Genomic DNA, 20,237 nt, shown 5'->3' on the forward strand with positions numbered 1-20,237 from the left:
ATCACCAACTTTTAGGAGGTACACAAACAAATGAAAAAAAATCCTGTCGCACTTCAGACCCAAGATTTTGCACTCCAGCTTGCCAAGCTGCGGGAAGCCAGAGAGATCAGCGCATGTGCCATGAGCTACGATCTCGGGCACAACCGGAGTTATATCAATGGAATTGAGCTCCAGAAATATCTTCCCTCGTTTACGGAATTTATTGAAATATGCAATTACCTGAATGCCACTCCCAATGATCTTTTTCTTTCCGCTTCGGATTCGGCTTCCCTTCAGGTTATTTCGCCATCCAAGCTTCTGACAGTACTGCTTCCCCTGTGTGACGAGCTGACTCCGCGTCAGGTCAGTTATCTGTATTATCTTCTCCGGGATTTTCTCCCCTGATCCGTCCCGGCCGTACCGGACCTGCTGTCATTCTCCGAAATGACAGCAGGTTTTGCGCTGCGACAATGTCTGGAACCGGTATCCTTTCTCTTCAAACATAGTAATGACTGCCTCCAGACTGTCAAGCGTTGCCCGGTTACTGCCGGAGTCATGCATCAGCACCACCGGATCCTGTACCCGGAAGGCATCTTTTTTCACATTAGCAAGAATGCTCTCAACGCCGGGATGCCCGACGGAATCCTCCGCACTGACGTTCCAGTCCGCAAATTCCATCTTCTCCTCATGAAGTCTTTCCACGATTTCTTCTTTATAAGAACGGATATAACAGTTTGCGCTCCCCCACGGGAACCGCCACAGCTTCGGCTGATACCGGAATTTCTCCTCCAGCAGATCCTTTACCTTATGAACATCCTCATAATATGCCTCACAGGACTGATAGATATCACACGATTCATGTGTATAAGTGTGAACTCCGACCTCATGCCCTTCTTTCAATTCCCTTTCAACCACCTCCGGCATCTCTTCCACCTGCTGCCCGATCAGAAAAAACGTCGCCGGAATATCATGCTTTTTCAGAATATCCAGATATTGCTGTGTCAGACAGCTTGGTCCGTCATCAAAGGTCAGATAGACTACCGGCTGTGATGTCGCTGCTCCTTTCGGGACAGCACTTGCCGGCTGCGTTGTCACATTTACGCTGAGCGTTTCGGTATACCTCTTCACCTGTTTTCTTTCAAACCCGAGTATTGCTGCAGCGGTCAGTAGTGTAAGCCCTGCCAGACATATCATTTTTTTCTTATTTTCCGTCATTTTTCCATCCTGAATATCACCCTTTGTTTCACCCTATTCTGTTTTCTTTCCTTCTATGCCGGGAATGCCGAAAATGTTTGCGAAAATCTTTAAGTATTTTCTTGATTTCCCCCTCATATTACGATATACTTTAATTACTTAGGTCTGTTTCAGACCGACATTATACTATATGCCGTGCTACGGCGGAATGGAGGACTATATGAAATTTGGTTTTTTTGATGATCCAAATAAGGAGTACGTCATCACCACACCGAAGACGCCACTTCCTTGGATCAATTATCTGGGAAGCACCGATTTTTTCTCGCTGATTTCCAATACCTGCGGAGGCTACAGCTTTTATAAGGATGCAAAGCTTCTGCGTCTGACCCGTTATCGTTACAACAATATTCCAAATGATGAGGGTGGACGTTATTACTACATCAAGGACGGCGATACCGTATGGAATCCGGCTGGATGCCGGTCAAAACAGAGCTTGACTCTTATGAGTGCCGCCATGGTATGGGGTACAGCCGTTTCACTTCTGTGAAGAACGGTCTGGAGGCATCTCTCCTTGCATTTGTTCCTCTGAACGACAGTTGTGAAGTCAATCAGATCAAACTGACAAACAAGTCATCCGAGAAGAAGAGCTTTACTCTCTTTTCTTACATTGAGTTCTGTCTCTGGAATGCGATGGATGATATGACCAACTATCAGCGTAATTTAAATACCGGTGAGGTTGAGGTTGTTGATTCTACGATCTATCACAAGACAGAGTACCGCGAGCGTCGTAATCATTTTGCAGTATATTCTGTAAATGCTCCGGTTGACGGTTTTGATACAAGCCGCGACGAGTTCCTCGGTGCATACCGCGGAGTAACAGATCCTCAGGTTGTAGAGGAGGGCAAGTCCCACAACTCTATCACCAGTGGATGGTATCCGATCGGCTCCCATCAGATCAATGTTACTCTTGAGCCGGGTGAGACAAAGAGCTTCATCTTCGTTCTCGGTTACTGCGAGAATCCAAAGGATGAGAAGTTCGTTGCTCCAAACGTTATCAATAAGAAGCCTGCCGATGTGCTTCTTGCAAAATATCAGACAGACGAACAGGTTGATGCTGCCCTTGCTGCCCTGAAAGCTAACTGGGAAGATCTTCTTTCCAAGTTTACCGTAAAGTCTGATGAAGAGAAATTAGACCGTATGGTAAATATCTGGAACCAGTATCAGTGTATGGTTACCTTTAACATGTCCCGTTCCGCTTCCTACTATGAGTCAGGAATCGGTCGTGGTATGGGATTCCGTGATTCCTGTCAGGATCTGCTCGGTTTCGTACATCTGATTCCTGAGCGTGCCCGTGAGAGAATCATTGACATCGCTTCTACCCAGTTCCAGGACGGAAGTGCTTATCATCAGTACCAGCCACTGACCAAGAAAGGTAATGCAGATATCGGATCCGGCTTCAACGATGATCCAATGTGGCTTGTTGCCTGTGTATCTGCTTACATCCGTGAGACAGGTGATACAACGATTCTCGATGAGATGGTTCCATTCGATAATGATGAGTCAACCGCAGTACCTCTTCTTGAGCATCTGAAGAGATCCTTCGATTACATCGTAAATCACAAGGGACCTCACAACCTTCCTCTGATCGGTCGTGCTGACTGGAATGACTGTCTGAACTTAAACTGCTTCTCTGAGCAGCCCGGCGAGTCCTTCCAGACCTTCGGTCCAAGTGAGGGACCTGTTGCAGAGTCTGTATTTATCGCAGGTATGTTCGTGAAATATGGTAAAGAATATGCAGATCTCTGTGAGTTCATCGGCAAGCAGGATGAAGCTGACCGTGCCCGCGCTGAGGTTTCTGCCATGAACGATGCGATCCTCAAGGACGGCTGGGATGGCGACTGGTTCGTTCGTGCTTACGATGCACATGGAGACAAGGTTGGTTCCAAGGAATGTGAAGAGGGTCAGATCTACATTGAGCCACAGGGCTTCTGTGTACTTGCCGGTGTCGGTGTGGAGACCGGTGAAGCCAAAAAGGCACTGGATTCCGTTAAGGAGAAGCTTGATTCCAAGTACGGTATTGTCCTCCTTCAGCCTCCATACACCAAATATCATGTAGAGCTTGGTGAGATTTCTTCTTACCCACCTGGATATAAAGAGAACGCCGGTATCTTCTGCCACAACAACCCTTGGGTTTCCTGTGCAGAGACAGTGATCGGTCGCGGTAACCGTGCATTTGAGATCTATCGCAAGACATGCCCTGCTTACATCGAGGACATCAGTGAGATCCACTGCACAGAGCCATATGTATATTCTCAGATGATCGCCGGTAAGGATGCACACTTCTTCGGTCAGGCTAAGAACAGCTGGCTGACAGGTACTGCTGCATGGACATTTGTCAATGTATCCCAGTACATTCTCGGTGTTGTTCCTACTCTGAAGGGACTTAGCATTGATCCTTGTATCCCTGCCGAGATGGGAACGAAGTTCACCATGACAAGAAAGTACCGCGAGGGTGTTTATAACATCACCGTTGAGAACGACAATAAGGTTGAGAAGGGCGTTGCCAAGCTGATCGTAGACGGCAAAGAGCTTACCGGAACAACTGTTGTTCCTTATGAGAAGGGTAAGACCGAGTACAACGTAACTGTTGTAATGGGCTAATCCATTCTCCTTTATATTGACCGATTGAGAACGATCCGGGATAAGAAAATCCCGGATCGTTTTTTGTTGGTATTCAGAGATTCTCCGATCATGCCGATATTATATCCGGGAAGGCAAAGGATGGCATTCACCATATCATGACAGAATAGAGGAAATAGAATGGATGCATCTGTAAACAAAGAAGAAAAAAGCACACAGAATATCAATCAGGTGATCAAGGAAGCACTGTTTAAAATGTCCGATCCGACACCGGACATGACGGATGAGGAGCGGGAAAGCTATCATCGGAAGCTTCTTGCGAAACTGGAGAGTGGTCAGAAGCTGACCTCACAGGAGCTGGCATTTCTGCGGACGAACGATCCTGCAGCATATCAGAAAGCACGCCGCATGGAACAGAAACGCCAGTGGCTGACGGAGCAGATGAAGAAGTGCAAATCAAAGCAGGAGGTTTCGGATGTGGTCAATGATGCGATCGCACATGTATCCGAGAAGGATCCGGACCGCAATGCGATCATTGCAACCTACCGGGAAGCTACAAGGAGTTTCGCAAAACTCCCGGTTACTGCAGACTTCCGGATACCAGAAAGGAAGCCGAGGAGGAAGAAAAACGCGGCAAGAAACGACAATATGCCGGAGATATTGACTCAGACAGCGATGTAACACCGCTTGCGGAGGTGTATGATGCACTTCCGGTATTTGATGCAAAGGGATGATCCGACAACAGTTGTTACAGTATAACACGATATAAACAGATAAGGCAGCCCCTTTTCTTAAAGGAAAAGGAACTGCCTTGTTTTGATACAGTCACAAACTCCACACATGGAATATATCACTGTACCCATAATCTTTCTTATCTTCCAAAAGTCTAATTGCTCTTTTGTTTCTTCTGATAGATCGTAAAATAATACTCGAGATCATAATAGGTCTGTTCGTCGGAGATGTGCGTCATCTCCCACTCCGGATCCTCATCGAGATTCGGAAAATGCGTATCCGCCTCATAATGATAATCAATCTTTGTGATATATGCTCTGTCGCAGTATGGAAGAAACTGGCGGTATATCTGCTCTCCTCCGATAATATAGATCTGTTCCTCCGGATAGGCTTTGATCTCCTCCAGTGCTTCTTCAATGCTGTGAACAATAACCGCATCGGAGTACCGATAATCCTGTTTTCGGGTGAGGATCACATTCTTTCGTCCCTTTAATGTCGTTCCTCCCGGCAGTCCCTCCATCGTCTTTCGACCGCCAAGGATCACACCGCCCATCGTCAGCTCCTGAAACTGCTTCTTATCCTGCGGGATGCTTACGAGCAGCTCCCCCTTATTGCCTATCGCCCAATTGCTGTCTACCGCTGCGATCAGTCTCATTACCATTCCTCCTTCGGTTTCTTATCTACAAATAAATATTCATATTCTGCCGGGATCTCTGCCTTAATATAAATCCCCTCGTTCCGGTAATCCTCCTCCAGGATCTTTCCAATGCCTCGCACCGTACTGATTCCAGCCGCCTCCGCATAGGAAAACGTCTTCTCCACGACAAGCTTTCCCTCTCTGGCAGTCTTTGAAATTGCTTCGATCAGATCCGGGATTCCGTCTCCCGTTTTGGCAGAAATACGAACCGTCCTGTCTGCCTTCAGATCCTTCAGCACATCTGCTCCGTCCGAAAGATCGATCTTATTAAATGCCGTGATGATCTTTTTGTCACCGACCTCCAGCCGGTGAAGTGTCTCATACACAGTAAACATCTGTGCATCCATATCCGGATTGGAGCAGTCCACCACATGAAGGATGATGTCTGCATATTTTGCCTCCTCCAGCGTACTGCGGAATGCCTGGATCAGATGATGCGGCAGCTTACGGATAAAGCCGACCGTATCGGTAAGAAGAAATTCCTCTCCCTCCTCAGTGGTCAGCTTCCTTGTCGTTGGATCCAGCGTTGCAAACAGCTTATCCTGCGACAATACCCCTGCTCCGGTCAGATAATTTAAAAGCGTAGACTTACCGGCATTAGTATAACCAACGATCGCCACAACCGGAATGGAATTTTCCTGACGCTTCTTCCTTGTCAATGTTCTCGTTCTTGTAACCTGCTCCAGTTCCTTTTTAAGCTGGGAAATACGATTTCTTATCAGGCGGCGATCCTGCTCCAGCTTCTGCTCTCCGGGACCTCTCGTACCGATTCCGCCTCCAAGTCTGGAAAGCTCTGACCGTTCACCGATCAGGTGAGAAGAACGGTAGCGAAGCTGTGCCAGCTCCACCTGAAGCTTCCCCTCATTGGTAGTCGCATGCTTTGCAAAGATATCTAAGATCATGACCGTGCGGTCGATCACCTTGACATCCAGTGCATCCGAAAGGTTGCGAAGCTGTGCCGGACTTAATTCATCATCACAAACCACGGTATCCGCCTGTCTGCTGCGGACAAGCTGCGCTACCTCCTCGATCTTTCCTTTACCAATATATGTGCCGGGATGCATGCGTTCCCTCTTCTGTATCACCATACCAACCGTAACTGCTCCCGCTGTCTGACCAAGCTCTTCCAGCTCCTCCAGGGACTGTCTGGTATCATCGCCCTCTGCCGTCTCTACCCCGACAAGAATGATACGTTCCTGCCGTTCTTCGGTATCATATAATCTGTCCGCCATAACTGCTCCCTTTCTGTCTCCTGCCATTCACACTCTGCCGTACCGGCTAATTTACGCTCTCCTGTGTATCAATATAAGAGGAGGCGGTACCTGCCGGTGTCGCCGTCGACGTTGTTCCTGCCGGCCGTCTCGTTGCCGTTGGTGCCGTTGTCGTGCTTGTACCGGTACGTCCTGTATCTGCTGTACTTTTAGGTGCTGCCGTGCTTCCGGTGGTTCCCATTGTTGATGTCTGCGACTGTGGAGCTTTCGTAGCAGTTGCTCTTGTTGCTGACGTTGACACGTTATCATTATCCGCTCCGGTACCCGCAGCTGTGTTATCTCCTGTGTCATCGCTGCCTGTTGTCTGTGATGTACCTGCATCTGACGTCTGGCTCTGTACCGCCTCATTGCCCTTCGCCACTTCATTTCTCGTCTTTAAGAAACGGCACTCCTTCTTCATTGCCTGATCATCCGGATACTGCTTTAAATACTCCTGTGCGATCGAAAGTGCCTCACCGAAAAGTCCCTGACGTTCCATCAGCAGCATCTGATTCTTCCAGAGCTGCTTTGCCGCAGCGCCCTTCGCCGCACGGCGTGCCTTTGACAGATATTCATCCGCCTGACTGTAATCCTCCTGCTCAATCGCAAGCGTTGCCAATGAATTATAAGCGTTAAGCAGATATTCCCCACTGCCGTTTTTGATATATTTCTCCAGATATTTCTTCGCCTTGACCTTATCCTGCTGCTCCAGATAGAGCATGCCAAGATAATATCCTGCCTCGCGGTCTCCCTTCTGACTGGCTGAAAGCAGATACTCCTGTGCCTGCCCTGCCGCATCGGAATCGCCATTGTTCTGATAGATCACACCCATGCGGAAATATGCCTGCCAGTTCTCTTTGTTACCCTTTACTGCATTCCGGTACGCTGTAAGCGCCTCATCCGGACGGTTCAGTGCCTCTAATACAACTCCCTCACTGCACCATATCCTGTTATCAAGAGAGGCTGTATTCGTAAGCTTCAATGCTCTCTTGCAAAGAGACAATGCCTTTTCGTACTTCTGCAGATGCGTGTAAGCGATTGCCTCACCGAGGTACACCTGCTTGTTATTTACATTGGCAATGGTATTCTCCGTATCCTGATAAGCACGCTCAAACTGCTTGACAGCCTCCTCATATTCGCCCTGCTCATTCAGGTACATGCCATAAGCAATATAATACTCGGCACGCTCATCATTTTCCTTGATCGCCTTCTTGAAAAATGTACCGGCATCCTCATACTCTCCTGCCTGCATCGCCTTGATCCCCTTCTGGTAGGAACGGTTGCCGGAACCGCAGCCTGCCATCAATACGCCACAGCTTAAGATTACCGCTGCCAGCCATGTCTGTTTTCTCATAATTGCCTCCATCTATCTATACAAATCGTATCGTTCTGGTTAACACATTCTGTCCTAAAAGTATAGCATAAAAACAGCAAAAGGGCAAAACCGGCGTTTTTCCCTTAATTCACACTGCATTACGAGCATTTTCCATACACAGGTAAAAAGAAAACCCTTCCATAACGGAAGGGCTCCCTTTCTCTCTCATTGTGACCTCAGGTCTGTACAAATGATCCTCTCAGGCTCAAAATCAATCCTTTGCTGCTGCAACAAGGCTCTTTAACTGCTTGCGTTCCTTTGCTGTAAATGTCTTCTTGTCGAACAACTCAGAAATGTACATCTCTAAACTGTCATCATCCCAGAACTCCACATCATCACGGATCATCTGGGTACGATAGGTATGCTTGTCGATCAGAATACGGTAATAGAAATATCTTCCGTCTCTGTACTGCTCAACAAAACCTTTGCGAACCAGCTTGCCAAGAAATGTAGAAACTGTCTGTGGTTTCCATTCCTTACCATACTTGTCGTTTGCAAGAGTCATAATACGTGATAATCTTGCTCCATCCCCTATATCCCATACGCACTTCATAGTGATCTTCTCACTCTCCGTCAATGGCTTTGCTCTCATAATGAAATCCTCCTAGTATATCTGTTTAGTCCTCTCACCATTATGCATAATTTAGTCTGCAAGAACTATTATATGCTTTACATTTATAATGTAACAAATCGTATTATATGGGTCAAGCACTTTCCTGTGATTTCTTTTTGAACTTTCTTTGTCCAAATTGTGAATGACAACTAAGAAACAATTCATAATAGTACATAACTCATAAAAGTAGAATTTTTCCATTCGAGTGCGGGTCAGATACAGTAATTGTCCCCACCTTCCCGGCTCCATTCCAACAGATCAGCGAGTGTGATATGATCGACCACACCATCGATCGCATCCTTTAATTTCTCCCAGACACGAAGCGTCACGCAGTTCTCGCTGCGATCACAGGTGTTGACATCGCTCTCCAGACAGGCTACCGGTGCAAGGCTTCCCTCTGTCAGCCGCAGGATCATGCCGACCGTATATTCCTCCGGCAGGCGAGTCAAAAGATAGCCTCCCTGCGGACCGCGGATACTGCGTACATACCCTGCCTTATTCAAAATAGAAATAATCTGCTCCAAATATTTATCGGAAATCTCCTGACGCATGGAAATATCCTTGATGCGTATCGGAGTTCCATTATCATGCTGTGCAATATCCAGCATAAGACGTAATGCATATCTTCCCTTTGATGATATCTTCATATATGATCAACCCTTTCTGCGCACTTGGGGCGCACTGCATTCCTGATAACTTTATTATTATAACTCATTTACCCGAATTTTTCCATAGTATTTATCTATGAATTAGCGGAATACTCAGCCAAAAAGGCAAAACCAGTGTTTCGCCCTCGATTCCCACCACATTACGAGCATTTTCCTATGCCACAAAAAAGGAGACTGTGCAAAAGCACAGTCTCCAGATCATCCGTCCGAAAGACAGATGCATGTATTACATTGTTCTGCAAAGCACCAGCTCTAATGCAGTCAATTATCCGATCACATCAGGTGTACCGGTTGGTTCTGCGGTTGCGGTCGATGCAGGAGCAGGTGTCTTATCCGGATCCGGTGTTGTGGTCGGTTCCGGTGTTGTGGTTGGTGCAGGAGTCGGTGTTGCTACTGCCTCCTTGGTGATTGCTAACTTCACTTCACCCTGAGCCTGAGGAGTGTATGGATTAGATCCCTTCACGCCTGTAGGCTGAACCTTGATGTAGTATACCTTATTTGCTTCCAGTACAACCTTAGAGATCTTTGTGGTAAGAACTGCCGGTGAATCATCGTCCTTAGCAGTTGTACTTCCTGCGATATACTGCATATTGGCATCAAACAGTGCAAGCTCAGCGCCGTTGTTTACTGCGGTTGATGCAGCCAGGTTATAAATGCCTGTCTCAGCCGGTGTAAAGCTCCAGATCACATCGCTGCCGCCAACAGAATTCAGAACTGCTTCCGGTGCAAGAGGATTTGCTGTATAAGCGGTAGCACCTGCAATATCGGTAGCAACTGCGTATGTCAGATTGATATCCTTCTGATTTGCCTTTGCAACTGCAACGGTTCCCAGTGTACGAACTGCATTTGCATAACGCATCTTCACGGTGTATGTTGCATCACCCGGTACAAATACCTTGTAATATCCCTCTGAATCCGTCTTAGGCTGTGCAACACAGAGTCCCTTATCGTTGTAGAAGTAGAGCTGTGTATCAGCAATTTTATCTGCAAACTGTGTCTGTGCATCAATGGAGGTTCCGTTGAATACAAGACCCTCTACAGAGTAGCGTGCCAGTGTTGCCTTGATCGTACCAACGGAAACATCCTTATTGGTAACATTGATATTCTTGCTGAAGTACTTTCTATTGCCCTTCTCATCCTTCACATATGCGGTATAGGTTCCTTCCGGAAGTGCAACGCTGAAGTTACCTGTTTCGTTGGTATCAACACCGAAATCGCCACTATATGTCTCATACTGATGATTCTTCCACTCAAATTCAATCACATCTTTTTTCAGTTTGTTGCCATTAGAATAGGCAGCCGTTCCGCTTACTGTATAGAAACGCTCCGGAACTGTAACATTTGCGATCTTGTCTGCCTTAGCAACCTTCAGCTTGCTTGTTGCCTCATATGTAACGTCTCCCTCTACCTTAACGATATAGGTATCTGCCGGAAGCTCTGCCTCGTAGTAAGCAACGGTAGCATATCCGTTACCATGCCGGAGTGATGCACCATTATATCTCCGAGAAGTATACGCACTGTCTACTTCCTCGCCTTCCTTCGGTGAGATAAAGTCTACACACACACCGCTGATCGGAAGACCATTGTTACTCTTTACAACACCGCTGATCGTGTAGTAAGGAACTACCTTTACAGTGATTGTTGCAGTACAGGTGCGGTTTGCATCCATCACATCAGCAATCACTACCTTGTAGGTATGTGTTCCTGCTGTAATAGAATATGGAATGCAAAGCGTTGTCTCATCGGCAGCCTTCTTTGTCACTGTCTTGGATGCATCATCAGCGATCTTATCGGTTGTCAGTCTGACATCTGCATTATCCGGTGTATCCAGAGTATATGTATAGGTTCCGGAACCACCCATTGGTGTGATCCTGTAAGTCTGTGCATAGCAGTCGCTTGGATCATCCAGCTTGTCGATATCAAGCTTTGTTGTGTTGGCTGCTGCCTGTGCAGCTGCATTCTCCTGCATCGTGTGAGTCCATGCGATCTCACCGTTGCTGTTTCCAACTGCAAGTGTCGTATTGTCATAAATACCAAAGTTTACCTTGAGTGTTGCTGATCTTCCCAACTCATCGGTTGCTTTGATCGTTACCTGTGAGGTCTTTGCCTCTGTAGGGATTCCCTTGATCATATAGAACTTCTTATCAAGCTCCAGACCTGCAGGAAGAGTTCCCTTTGTAATAGCGATCTTCACGTCTCCGATCTGGTTTTCAAACAGACGGCTCAAACTCTCCACACAGTTTTCGCCCTTTTCCAGCAGAACATCTACCGAACCGGTTTTGCTTTTTGCCTGGAACGGAAGCTTATACTGTGTAGAAGCCTTGCTGACACCGGAGGTGATCTGAACATATCCGCCATTGTTAATGGAGTCCATCAGATATACACGGTATTTCTTTGCGTTTACTGCAACGATCTTCTGGACATTGACTGCATTATTGAATGCACCGTTTGTCTCAGACTTTGTATTTACGGTAAGATCCTCTGCCTTCAGAGAACTGTCTTTCTTTTTCAGGTTCAGTACAAGACAGGAATCATCGTAAGTATCTACAGAAACAGACTTGAAGTTTGGCTTCTGTGCCTTTACTGCGATCTTACATTTGATCTTCTTTTTGCCGACCTTTGCCGTAACAACTGCCTTACCCTTTTTGAGACCCTTGATAACAGCTGTCTCTTTCTTCTTGCCGCTTACTGTGATCTTCACGATCTTTTTCTTATTGGTTGACCATTTTACCTTTTTCTTCGCATTCTTGACCTTTAAGGTTGCTGTCTTACCAGCATTGATCGTAAGTTTGCTTTTACTAAGCTTTGGCTTTTTGGCAGCCGTAGCGATGTCTGTATTGACACCGCTTCCGGATACCACCATGCTCAGAGCTAAACCTACGGCGAATGCGCGCTTTGCGAAATTATTTAATTTCATCGGTTCATCTCCTTTATTATAAATGAAGCAAGTTATTTCATTGCAATTTACCTGATCCGTGGTTTATTTTACCACTGCACTCACATCGATCGTTGTGTAAAGTGCTGCATCGGTATAGAATTCCAGATAAACATCGCCGGATTCATATGCCGTAAATGTAATCTTTCCGGCGCCTTCACCCATGCCGTTGATGGCATCATCGATGCTGTCAGAATTCTTTGTTACCTTCTCAAAATCATCAATATACTGATAAGAAACCGGTGAAACGGAAATCTGACTTGCGCCGATTGTCTTGGATGCATAGTTCACCTCATACTTCTTACCCTTCTCAACGGAAATCTTCACATATGCCGTATACTTGAAGTCCTTATCAGCCACATTCTTGGCACACACGATAGACGTCGGAGTTCCAATTGTCAGCGCAGTAGAACTCTTCTCATATGCAGCCAGATGCTTGGATACCTTAACACTCACATTACCAAGCTTCTGTCCGTAGCTGCCTGCCGGTGTTAATCTCATGATATAAGTTCCTGCAGAAAGATCGATCTTACCGTTCGTGCTGAAATCATCAACATACTGATAATAAGTTGTATCTCCTGCCGGCTCCTTATAAACAGAGATGAATGACGGCATATCTCCGCCATTGAGCATAGCAGTTACATCATACGCTACCTCTGTCTGTCCCTGTGTCTCAGGAATTGCAAACTTCACAAGCAGATCGTTGTTACCGGTAGAAGTAAAGACGCTCTCCTGCTCCAGTGTAAGAACTGCTGCATTTGCAAACTCAGCAGTCAATCCTGCTGACATCTCGTTGTATACGAAGTTCTGCTGTACATCTCCACCATTGATCGTAACTGTTCCGAGTGTACTAAGACCATCATAGCTGCTATCACAGCGAACGGTATATGTACCGTTGTCCAGAAGGACGTTTGAATATTTACCGTCATTTGGTCCGGATACTGTCTTATGCTGCGTTGAATCATAAGTCTTGTCATACCTGGTGCGTACCTTTGTCACATTTCCGGTTGCATCAAAGAAATACAGTGTTCTGTTACCGGTAAGTTTATCAACCTCAACATCCTTGCCGGAAGCACTGTCCCATTCTGTGGTATGTACTGAATATGTTCCGGATACCTCAAATCTTGAGATTGCCAGCTTGATATCACCAAGCTCTGCATTCATGCCATCCTGAACCTTGATCTGACCGGAAAAATACTGCTTCTGCTTATGCTCATCAAGCCAGTAAGCCTCATAAGTTCCGGCTGGAAGAGATGCTGTAAATACACCCTGATAATCTGTTCTGGCCTGGAAGGACATGCGCTCGTATTTCTTGTTGGTTGTTTCAAAATAAACCGTGCTGTTTGCAACTACCTTATCATTTGCAAACTTGGCAACTGCCTTGATATTTGCAAAACGAACCGGCATTGTCAGGTTCACTGCTGCAAGTGCATCAGCCGCTACGGATACGCTTCCGTCAAGCTGATATCTCACGCCGTTGGCACCCTGTACCTTGACGGTGTATGTACCTGCAGGTACCTCTGCCGCATAATTACCGGCCTCGATAACCGGCTGTGTAAATGGTGTTGCACCTGCGGAAGCTGCCGGTGCTGCTGTCGGTGCCGCTGCAGAAGGAGCCGCTGTCGGTGCCTCTGTCAGGATCGTAGGCTGAGGGAACGGACCTGCCTGTGCAGTATCTGTATGCGTATATACCTCATACTTATCTCCATTTGCACATTCATAGTCTTTGCGGCTTGCTCCATTCGTATATCCCTTTGGATGGTTTCCTGCCGTAAGCTCTGTGTAGCTGTAAGAAAAGCTTCCCGTACTCTGCTTTGGAGAACGCTTCAGGAATGTACGTCCTGCTACATAATCGCTGCTGCTATTCGCCTCTGCCGGATAGAAGTAGATCTTCTCATTGCCGGAAAGCGGCGTATCTGCTGTATCCTTGATCGTACCGCTGATGTTGAAGCTCTCAACAACCTTCACTGTAACAGTCGCCGTTGTTGTACGTGCCGCATCTGCTGCATCGGTAATGTTGATCGTGTATACATGATCTCCTGCTGCAAGACCATAAGGAATGTACAGCTTGGTGCTGCCTGCAGCCTTCTTGGTAACCTGATTGTTAGCATCTGTTACATCTGTAGAAAGTGTAACACCTGCATCGGTACCGGTCTGAACCAGATCATACTTGTAGCTGCCGGAGCCTCCCTTAGGCTGAATATCATAACTTGTGTATACCTTCTCAGGATCCGGTGTAACCTCCGGATTTACGGTAGCAGTAGCGGTCGGAGCCGGTGCTGCTGTCTTGATAGATGGAGCTTCTGACTCAGATGGATCCACGGAAGGTGCTGCAGTTGGAGCAGCTGTCGGTACTGCTGTTGCAAGTCTGCTGGCATTCATGGAAGCCATGTAATCATCCAGCTTGATCTTGTTGTCGGAAGAATCAGCAGCGGCGATCGTTGTCTCATCGTATACCTTAAAGGTAAGCTTGAGTGTTGCTTTTCTGCCTGCCTCATCCTTAGCGATCAGTGTAGACTCTGTCACACCTGCCTCGGTGGCAATCCCCTTAAGAAGACCTCTCTTACCAACCAGAGTCAATCCCTTCGGCAGTTTGCTTCCCTTCTTCAAAGAGTAGGAAATATAGCCAACGGACTGCTCAAAGAACCCGTCAAGATCGTATTGAGCAATCACATCCTTCTCTAAAAGAAGATTTTTGTTTCCCTCCTTGACATAGAACTTCTGCTTGTTCTGAACTTCCTTGGAGGACTTTCCTACGGTGACACGGACGTAGTCGTTCAGTCCGACAGAGGATGTCAGATAAACACGGTATGTCTTCTGGTCCTTTGTGGAAAGTGCCTCTACCTTCGGGTTCCCATTGTAGGCACCTGACTTGTATGCCTTAACGGCTACCTTGATGTCTCCTACGTTCAGTGCTTTCTTCTTGGCAAGCTTAACGGTTAATGCAGAGTAATCCAGCTTGTCAACAGCTACAGATTTGAGCTGGCTTACACTTACGGTAACCTTGCATTTTAATTTCTGCTTGCCTACCTTTGCGGTAACTACGGTAGATCCCTTTTTGAGACCGGTAATTACTACGGTGTCCTTTTTCTTACCACTTGTTTTTGTGATCTTCACAATTTTCTTGTTTTTTGCAGACCATTTAACCTTTTTGTTTGCTTTTTTCACCTTTAAGGTTACGGTTCCGCCCGCCGTCATGCTGACCTTTTTCTTAGACAGAGTTGCCTTTGTCTTTTTGGCAGCCTTCTTGGTCTTCTTTGCAGCAGAAACATTCACTGAGGAATAATTTCCACCGGTTACAACCATAGCTACCGCAAGACCACATGCCAGCACACGCTTCGCAATGTTCATACGCTTCATTTTTTCTCTCCTTTAATATTATTTTGCAGGCACTTAACCATTTAAGCATGTGTAAATGCAAGTGCTTACAATTGTCTTTTATTATATCATACGGTTTATGTATTCGCAACTGTCACTTTCGCACAAATCCTTATTTCACCGCCTTTTACAACGATTTTACTTATGAATATCCGTAAGAAAATCTCCTCATTTATTTCCAGATCCCCCATTTCCAGCCGCCTTGTAAAAACCCTTTTACATATTTGCAAAAGCCGGTCGCAGGAAATTTTATTTTTTTGCCGGTCTGTTTTACAGACCAAAAGGTCACTTCCCTTTTCCGCACGACAGAGTGCCCTGCCGCACCATCCGCATTTTGTAAGTCCGTGAAATATGTGACGGGGTCCTTTTTTATGACCGTCTGCAGTCGGGAACGGATGACACCGCTTATTTTCCATATAAATTTCCGGCGAAATAACCGCAAGCCGCTTATTTTTCTGTAAATACCACCCGCTCCTCGGCACTGACTCCGTTATAAAGCCATCCCGGTATCTGTTCTCGTACCTGTGCCACACATCGTTTCCGGCATAAACCGGATCATGCAGAATACGCCATACCGCAGCAGCCTGCCATACTCTCCGGTTCGTTCCGCCACCGCCGGACTGATTCATATACGCTGCAATTGACGGACAACTCTCTCCCTGACAGGACAGCTCGTAAATTTTTCTGACAAGCAACGCCTCCTCTTCAACGATCTCAAGCCTTCCCTGTCTGTCTCTGCGGTATCCGTACGGTACTCGACCCGCAGCATAAATGCCTTCCCTGCTTTTCCCGTAAAGCGCTTCTCTTGTCTTATGAGAAATATCTCTGCAGTAATATTCATAAAACAGGTTTTTGATGGCACTGTCCATATTGTAAGAGCTGCGTGCGCTGTCATAGCCGTCAGCGATTGAAATCACGCGGACCGGATAACCCGGAAGGATTAATTCCAACAGTTCCGACAACTGAAGATGATTTCTTGACAATCTGGAAAAATCTTTTACAACAAGAGCTTGTATTTTTCCACAAAAAATGCCGGCGAGTGCTTTTTGCACCGCCGGCCGTTTCATATTCGTCCCTGTATATCCATCGTCCTGAAAATATCGGATCTCTCCGCCACGCAGTCCTGCGTCCTGCCCGATCCACCGCATAGCAAGCTCTGCCTGATTGGCGAGACTGTCTCCGGACTCCCTGCTGTTTCCGGACTTTTTCGACACACGGCAGTATACTGCCGTCACACCGCTCTCTCCATCCTCTGATCTTGTCTGTGTGTTACTCATACTCTGCACTTCCACCATTATCTTGCCATATTATATGTATGGCAGACTCCATTTATTTCACAAGATCCCCTGTCTGTGTTGGCAGAATTATTTTACAAAAGCAAGCATATCATCAATAAAACTTAAGCCCACCTGATATAATACATACATGATCGTCAAAGATAAGATCAGCACAAGACATCTGTATACCAGATAGCCTCTGGCAAAGTTTTTCTTTGCCGGATGTATCTTCTTACTGAGTGCCAGAATAAGTACATAAACAAACCCGATAACCGGTATCTTAATCCAGCAGATACTTAAAAACCATTCGCTGACAGAAACACCCTCTGCATCATCAAATGCCACCGCGCTCTGAAACGATTTCATAAATCTGAGCTTCTTTTTCTCCTGCTTCTTTTCCTGTACACGAATCGCCTTTCGTTCTTTTCTCCGGTGCTGCTCCTGTCTCTTCTCCAGTTTCTTCTCCTGTCTTGCCGTACTGCCGTCTGAAGTATTATATTCCGCTCTCGCCTGTCGTTTCTTCTCGAGAAGCTGCTGTTGTCTGACCGCCCGCTCCTGCTTGGCGATCAACGAATCCTGTTCCCTCTTTTCCACGCTCATCCTCCCTGTCTGCTGCAACTGTTCCTCTATTATTCCGTATCGGTATCTTCGGTATCAGACGGATCATTCTGCTGGCTGGCTGCCTGATACTGCTCCTTTGTCGGAAGAGACATAAGCTTTGCCCGGTAGCTGACATAATCACTGTGAAGATCATCATACTCCGCATAGCTCTTACATGCCTCCACTGCCTGTAATGCCTTCTGGATCAGATCCGACATATTGGACGGCTGGTACTTATGCCCTGTCATACGTTTCAGTCGTGTCCTTGCCAGTGCAATCCTTGTCTTTTTTGTCTGTTCCTCTCTTGCCTGTTCCGCCTTTGCAGACGATTCCTCGGCAAGACGCTGGTTCTCTTCGGACTGCTGCTCCTGATATGCCTTCACGACGTCCTTCCATTTTACGGAATCATCCTTTAAGCTGTCATATTTATCCTTACATCTGGTGCTGTAATCCTTGCGTACATCATCATCCTGGATCGATGCGATCATATTTTTGAGACTGTTGTATGTCTCGGTGAACGTATAGTAATCCGCCATACTGGTGATTGTCAGCTTCTCGAACTTCTCAAGTTTCTTAAGTGCCCTCTCCTGCTTGGACTGATCGGTCTCATTATCCACATACTCCGTAGTATCTTCCAGAATATCCCGCGCAAAATAATCCATTCCATAGCTGCGCTTACGGTTACCGTTTACCTCGGTGCCCTCAATGATACGTCCCTTACTGTCATACTTGGCAAGACATACCGTCTCCGGCTTCTCAAAATCCTTCGGCGTCAGCTTCGCATGTATCTGGTTCATGTAATTCTTCCAGATCGCACCGGAAAGTGTGGCACCGTATGTACCCGGCATTGCTCTCGGCGTATCATAACCGCACCATACAACTGTCGTATAATAAGCCGAATAACCGCAGAACCACACATCCTTGCTGGAGTTCGTGGTACCGGTCTTGCCGGCTGTAATCTGTCCGCCGTTCAGCTTCAGCGCACGCGCTGTACCATAGCCCTCATTAAATACTCCCTTAAGTACATCACTCATCATCCATGCCGCACCCTTGGAATATACCTGTGTCTTTTCCTCGGCATCCTTATAGATCACACCATCGGAAACGTGACTGATCTTCCTGATACAGGTACGGTCGCTGTACTCACCATTATTGGCAAGTGTCGCATACCCCTTTGCCATATCCACAACTCGGACACCCTCGGTAAAACCACCGAGCGACAGTGCCATATTACCGTTGTCCACATAACTGAGATTATGAAAATGCATCTTATCCAGAAAGGAAAGACCATATTCCGGTGTGATCACTTCAAGCACCTGCCATGCGATCGTATTAATGGAACGCGCCACCGCCTCACGGATATGCACGCTTCCACGATATCCTCCGCCGGAGTTCTTTGGCCCGTTGCTGATCGGATGATCGTTTACTACCGTTGACGGAGAAAACTTACCTGACTCAAAGCCGGGTGCGTAATCGATCAAAGGCTTGATCGCGCTTCCGGACTGACGCGCTGACAGATATGCCCTGTTATAGGCATCCTTTGTGCCTCTTCCTCCAACGATCGCCACGACATAATTCGTGTTATTGTCAACACAGACAGCAGCCCCCTGCAATGCATACTTGCCGTTATCGGAGTTCTTCTCCGTGTTGTAAGCCAGTCCGCTGTCAATTGCCTTCTGAAGCTTTTTCTGTTTTGCCTGATTTAACGAGGTATACAGCTTATAACCTCCGGAACGGATATCGTCACATTTGGTGCTGTATACGGAAGAATACTGCGACTGATATTTCTCATACTCCTTTTTCGTCTTAAAGGTGTATTTAAATTCAAAATTCTCCTTCTCCATCAGAGAGATCGCCGCACAATGTACCGCATAGCTGACCAGGTAACTTTCGTTGGAGGTTTTCTCGGTAATCTGCAGTGCACTCGGCTTTGTCTTGACCGCCTTGTTGTATTCCTTTTTGGTGATCGCACCGCCCTCATACATCTTCAGAAGCACTTCGTTACGCTTCTGCTTCGCTGCCTTCGGATGGGCGACCGGATTATAAGCGGACGGCGAATTGGACAGACCGATCAGCATCGCCGCCTCCGCCGGCTCCAGATCCGCCGGTTTCTTGTCAAAGTAATACTTGCTGGCCGCTGCCACACCGTAACAGCGGTTTCCGTAATAGTTGCTGTTACAGTAAAACTCCATGATCTTATCCTTGCCAAACTTCTGCTCCACCGTCGGTGCGAGCAAAATCTCCGCAACCTTTCTCGTAAAGGTCTGCTCCTGAGACAGCAGATTGTTCTTGATCACCTGCTGGGTAATGGTACTTCCGCCCTGCGTGATCTCTCCGCGGTTCTTAAGCAGTGCCACACTGGCACGCATTGTCGCTAAAAGATCCACACCTCCATGCGTCTTGAAACGCTTGTCCTCCACCGCAATATATCCATTATAAATATACGGCGAGATCTTGGAGATCTTCGTATAAGTAAACCGTCCTGCATTGACCGAACCGATCTTCTTCCCCTTGTCATCGAATACCAGCGTATCCTCATTCATGACAAAATCTTCCTCGGTCATATTCACAAGGTTGTCAAAAACGACCTCCCTTGCCTCCGTAAACATCGGGATCACCTTAACATATACACAGATTCCCGCGATCAGACCCACGACAAGGATCGATGCCAGGATTCCGAAAATTGTCCCCAGAATAGTTGATATTACACCAAGATATCCGCCGACCACTCCAACGAGTGCCCGGATCCCCATTTTAATACGACTTAACCCCTTCTTCATTCGTGCTCCTCCATTTTGAAGCGATTTGTAAAATCTCTTTTCTCAAACGTCTTTTCATTATACCGCCATCCGGCGAAATTATCAAGTTGACACCCTAATTTCTGTCGATTAGAATGTAA

13 protein-coding genes and 1 pseudogene are annotated in these 20,237 nt (G+C 46.8%); 3 read left to right on the forward strand and 11 right to left on the reverse strand.

Translation table 11 applies throughout. The annotated features are described in order from the left end of the window. The first annotated feature begins 30 nt into the window (after positions 1-30). Entirely contained in the window at positions 31-384 is a 354-nt protein-coding gene (locus tag DXA20_RS11610) for a helix-turn-helix transcriptional regulator (protein ID WP_118560956.1), read from the forward strand. Between the two features lie 27 nt (positions 385-411). On the opposite strand, the gene DXA20_RS11615 is transcribed toward DXA20_RS11610, so the two are convergent. After that, positions 412-1,194, reverse strand: coding sequence for a polysaccharide deacetylase family protein (locus DXA20_RS11615; RefSeq protein ID WP_118560958.1), 783 nt, complete (start codon positions 1,192-1,194; stop codon positions 412-414). A 199-nt stretch (positions 1,195-1,393) separates the two neighbouring features. Here DXA20_RS11615 and DXA20_RS11620 point away from each other — a divergent pair. Then, positions 1,394-3,834: pseudogene (locus tag DXA20_RS11620) on the forward strand (GH36-type glycosyl hydrolase domain-containing protein). Positions 3,835-3,993: 159 nt separating this feature from the next. Further along, a complete protein-coding gene (locus DXA20_RS11625) occupies positions 3,994-4,494 on the forward strand; it encodes a hypothetical protein (RefSeq protein WP_118560960.1) in 501 nt (166 codons plus the stop codon). A gap of 205 nt (positions 4,495-4,699) precedes the next feature. On the opposite strand, the gene DXA20_RS11630 is transcribed toward DXA20_RS11625, so the two are convergent. The 10 genes from DXA20_RS11630 to DXA20_RS11675 all read right to left on the reverse strand — a co-directional run bounded on the left by DXA20_RS11630 (position 4,700) and on the right by DXA20_RS11675 (position 20,118). Beyond that, the gene (locus tag DXA20_RS11630) at positions 4,700-5,200 is read right to left on the reverse strand and encodes a dihydrofolate reductase (protein ID WP_022307108.1); all 501 of its coding nucleotides are present in this window, start codon (positions 5,198-5,200) and stop codon (positions 4,700-4,702) included. After that, complete coding sequence (gene hflX / locus DXA20_RS11635; protein WP_330420859.1) at positions 5,200-6,501, reverse strand: GTPase HflX; 1,302 nt, start codon at positions 6,499-6,501, stop codon at positions 5,200-5,202. Before hflX ends, DXA20_RS11630 begins: the two co-directional genes overlap by 1 nt. A 19-nt stretch (positions 6,502-6,520) precedes the next feature. Further along, positions 6,521-7,846 carry a tetratricopeptide repeat protein gene (locus tag DXA20_RS11640; protein ID WP_158577222.1) on the reverse strand — a complete coding sequence of 442 codons (1,326 nt, stop codon included), beginning with the start codon at positions 7,844-7,846 and terminating at the stop codon, positions 6,521-6,523. Positions 7,847-8,078: 232 nt separating this feature from the next. Then, entirely contained in the window at positions 8,079-8,459 is a 381-nt protein-coding gene (locus DXA20_RS11645; RefSeq protein WP_022307105.1) for a BlaI/MecI/CopY family transcriptional regulator, read from the reverse strand. A 233-nt stretch (positions 8,460-8,692) separates the two neighbouring features. Next, entirely contained in the window at positions 8,693-9,127 is a 435-nt protein-coding gene (locus DXA20_RS11650; protein ID WP_118560964.1) for an RrF2 family transcriptional regulator, read from the reverse strand. Between the two features lie 286 nt (positions 9,128-9,413). Then, complete coding sequence (locus DXA20_RS11655) at positions 9,414-12,065, reverse strand: putative Ig domain-containing protein (RefSeq protein WP_118560966.1); 2,652 nt, start codon at positions 12,063-12,065, stop codon at positions 9,414-9,416. A 63-nt stretch (positions 12,066-12,128) separates the two neighbouring features. Beyond that, a complete protein-coding gene (locus tag DXA20_RS11660) occupies positions 12,129-15,443 on the reverse strand; it encodes a hypothetical protein (protein ID WP_118560968.1) in 3,315 nt (1,104 codons plus the stop codon). A 95-nt stretch (positions 15,444-15,538) separates the two neighbouring features. Next, on the reverse strand, positions 15,539-16,738 hold the full coding sequence (locus DXA20_RS11665; RefSeq protein ID WP_158577223.1) for a recombinase family protein: 1,200 nt from the start codon (positions 16,736-16,738) through the stop codon (positions 15,539-15,541). Positions 16,739-16,825: 87 nt separating this feature from the next. After that, entirely contained in the window at positions 16,826-17,332 is a 507-nt protein-coding gene (locus tag DXA20_RS11670) for a hypothetical protein (protein WP_022307100.1), read from the reverse strand. A gap of 35 nt (positions 17,333-17,367) precedes the next feature. Beyond that, on the reverse strand, positions 17,368-20,118 hold the full coding sequence (locus tag DXA20_RS11675) for a transglycosylase domain-containing protein (RefSeq protein WP_022307099.1): 2,751 nt from the start codon (positions 20,116-20,118) through the stop codon (positions 17,368-17,370). Positions 20,119-20,237 lie beyond the last annotated feature (119 nt).

Origin of the sequence: Roseburia sp. AM59-24XD (genome assembly GCF_003478445.1) — a bacterium.
GTDB lineage: Bacteria > Bacillota > Clostridia > Lachnospirales > Lachnospiraceae > Jutongia.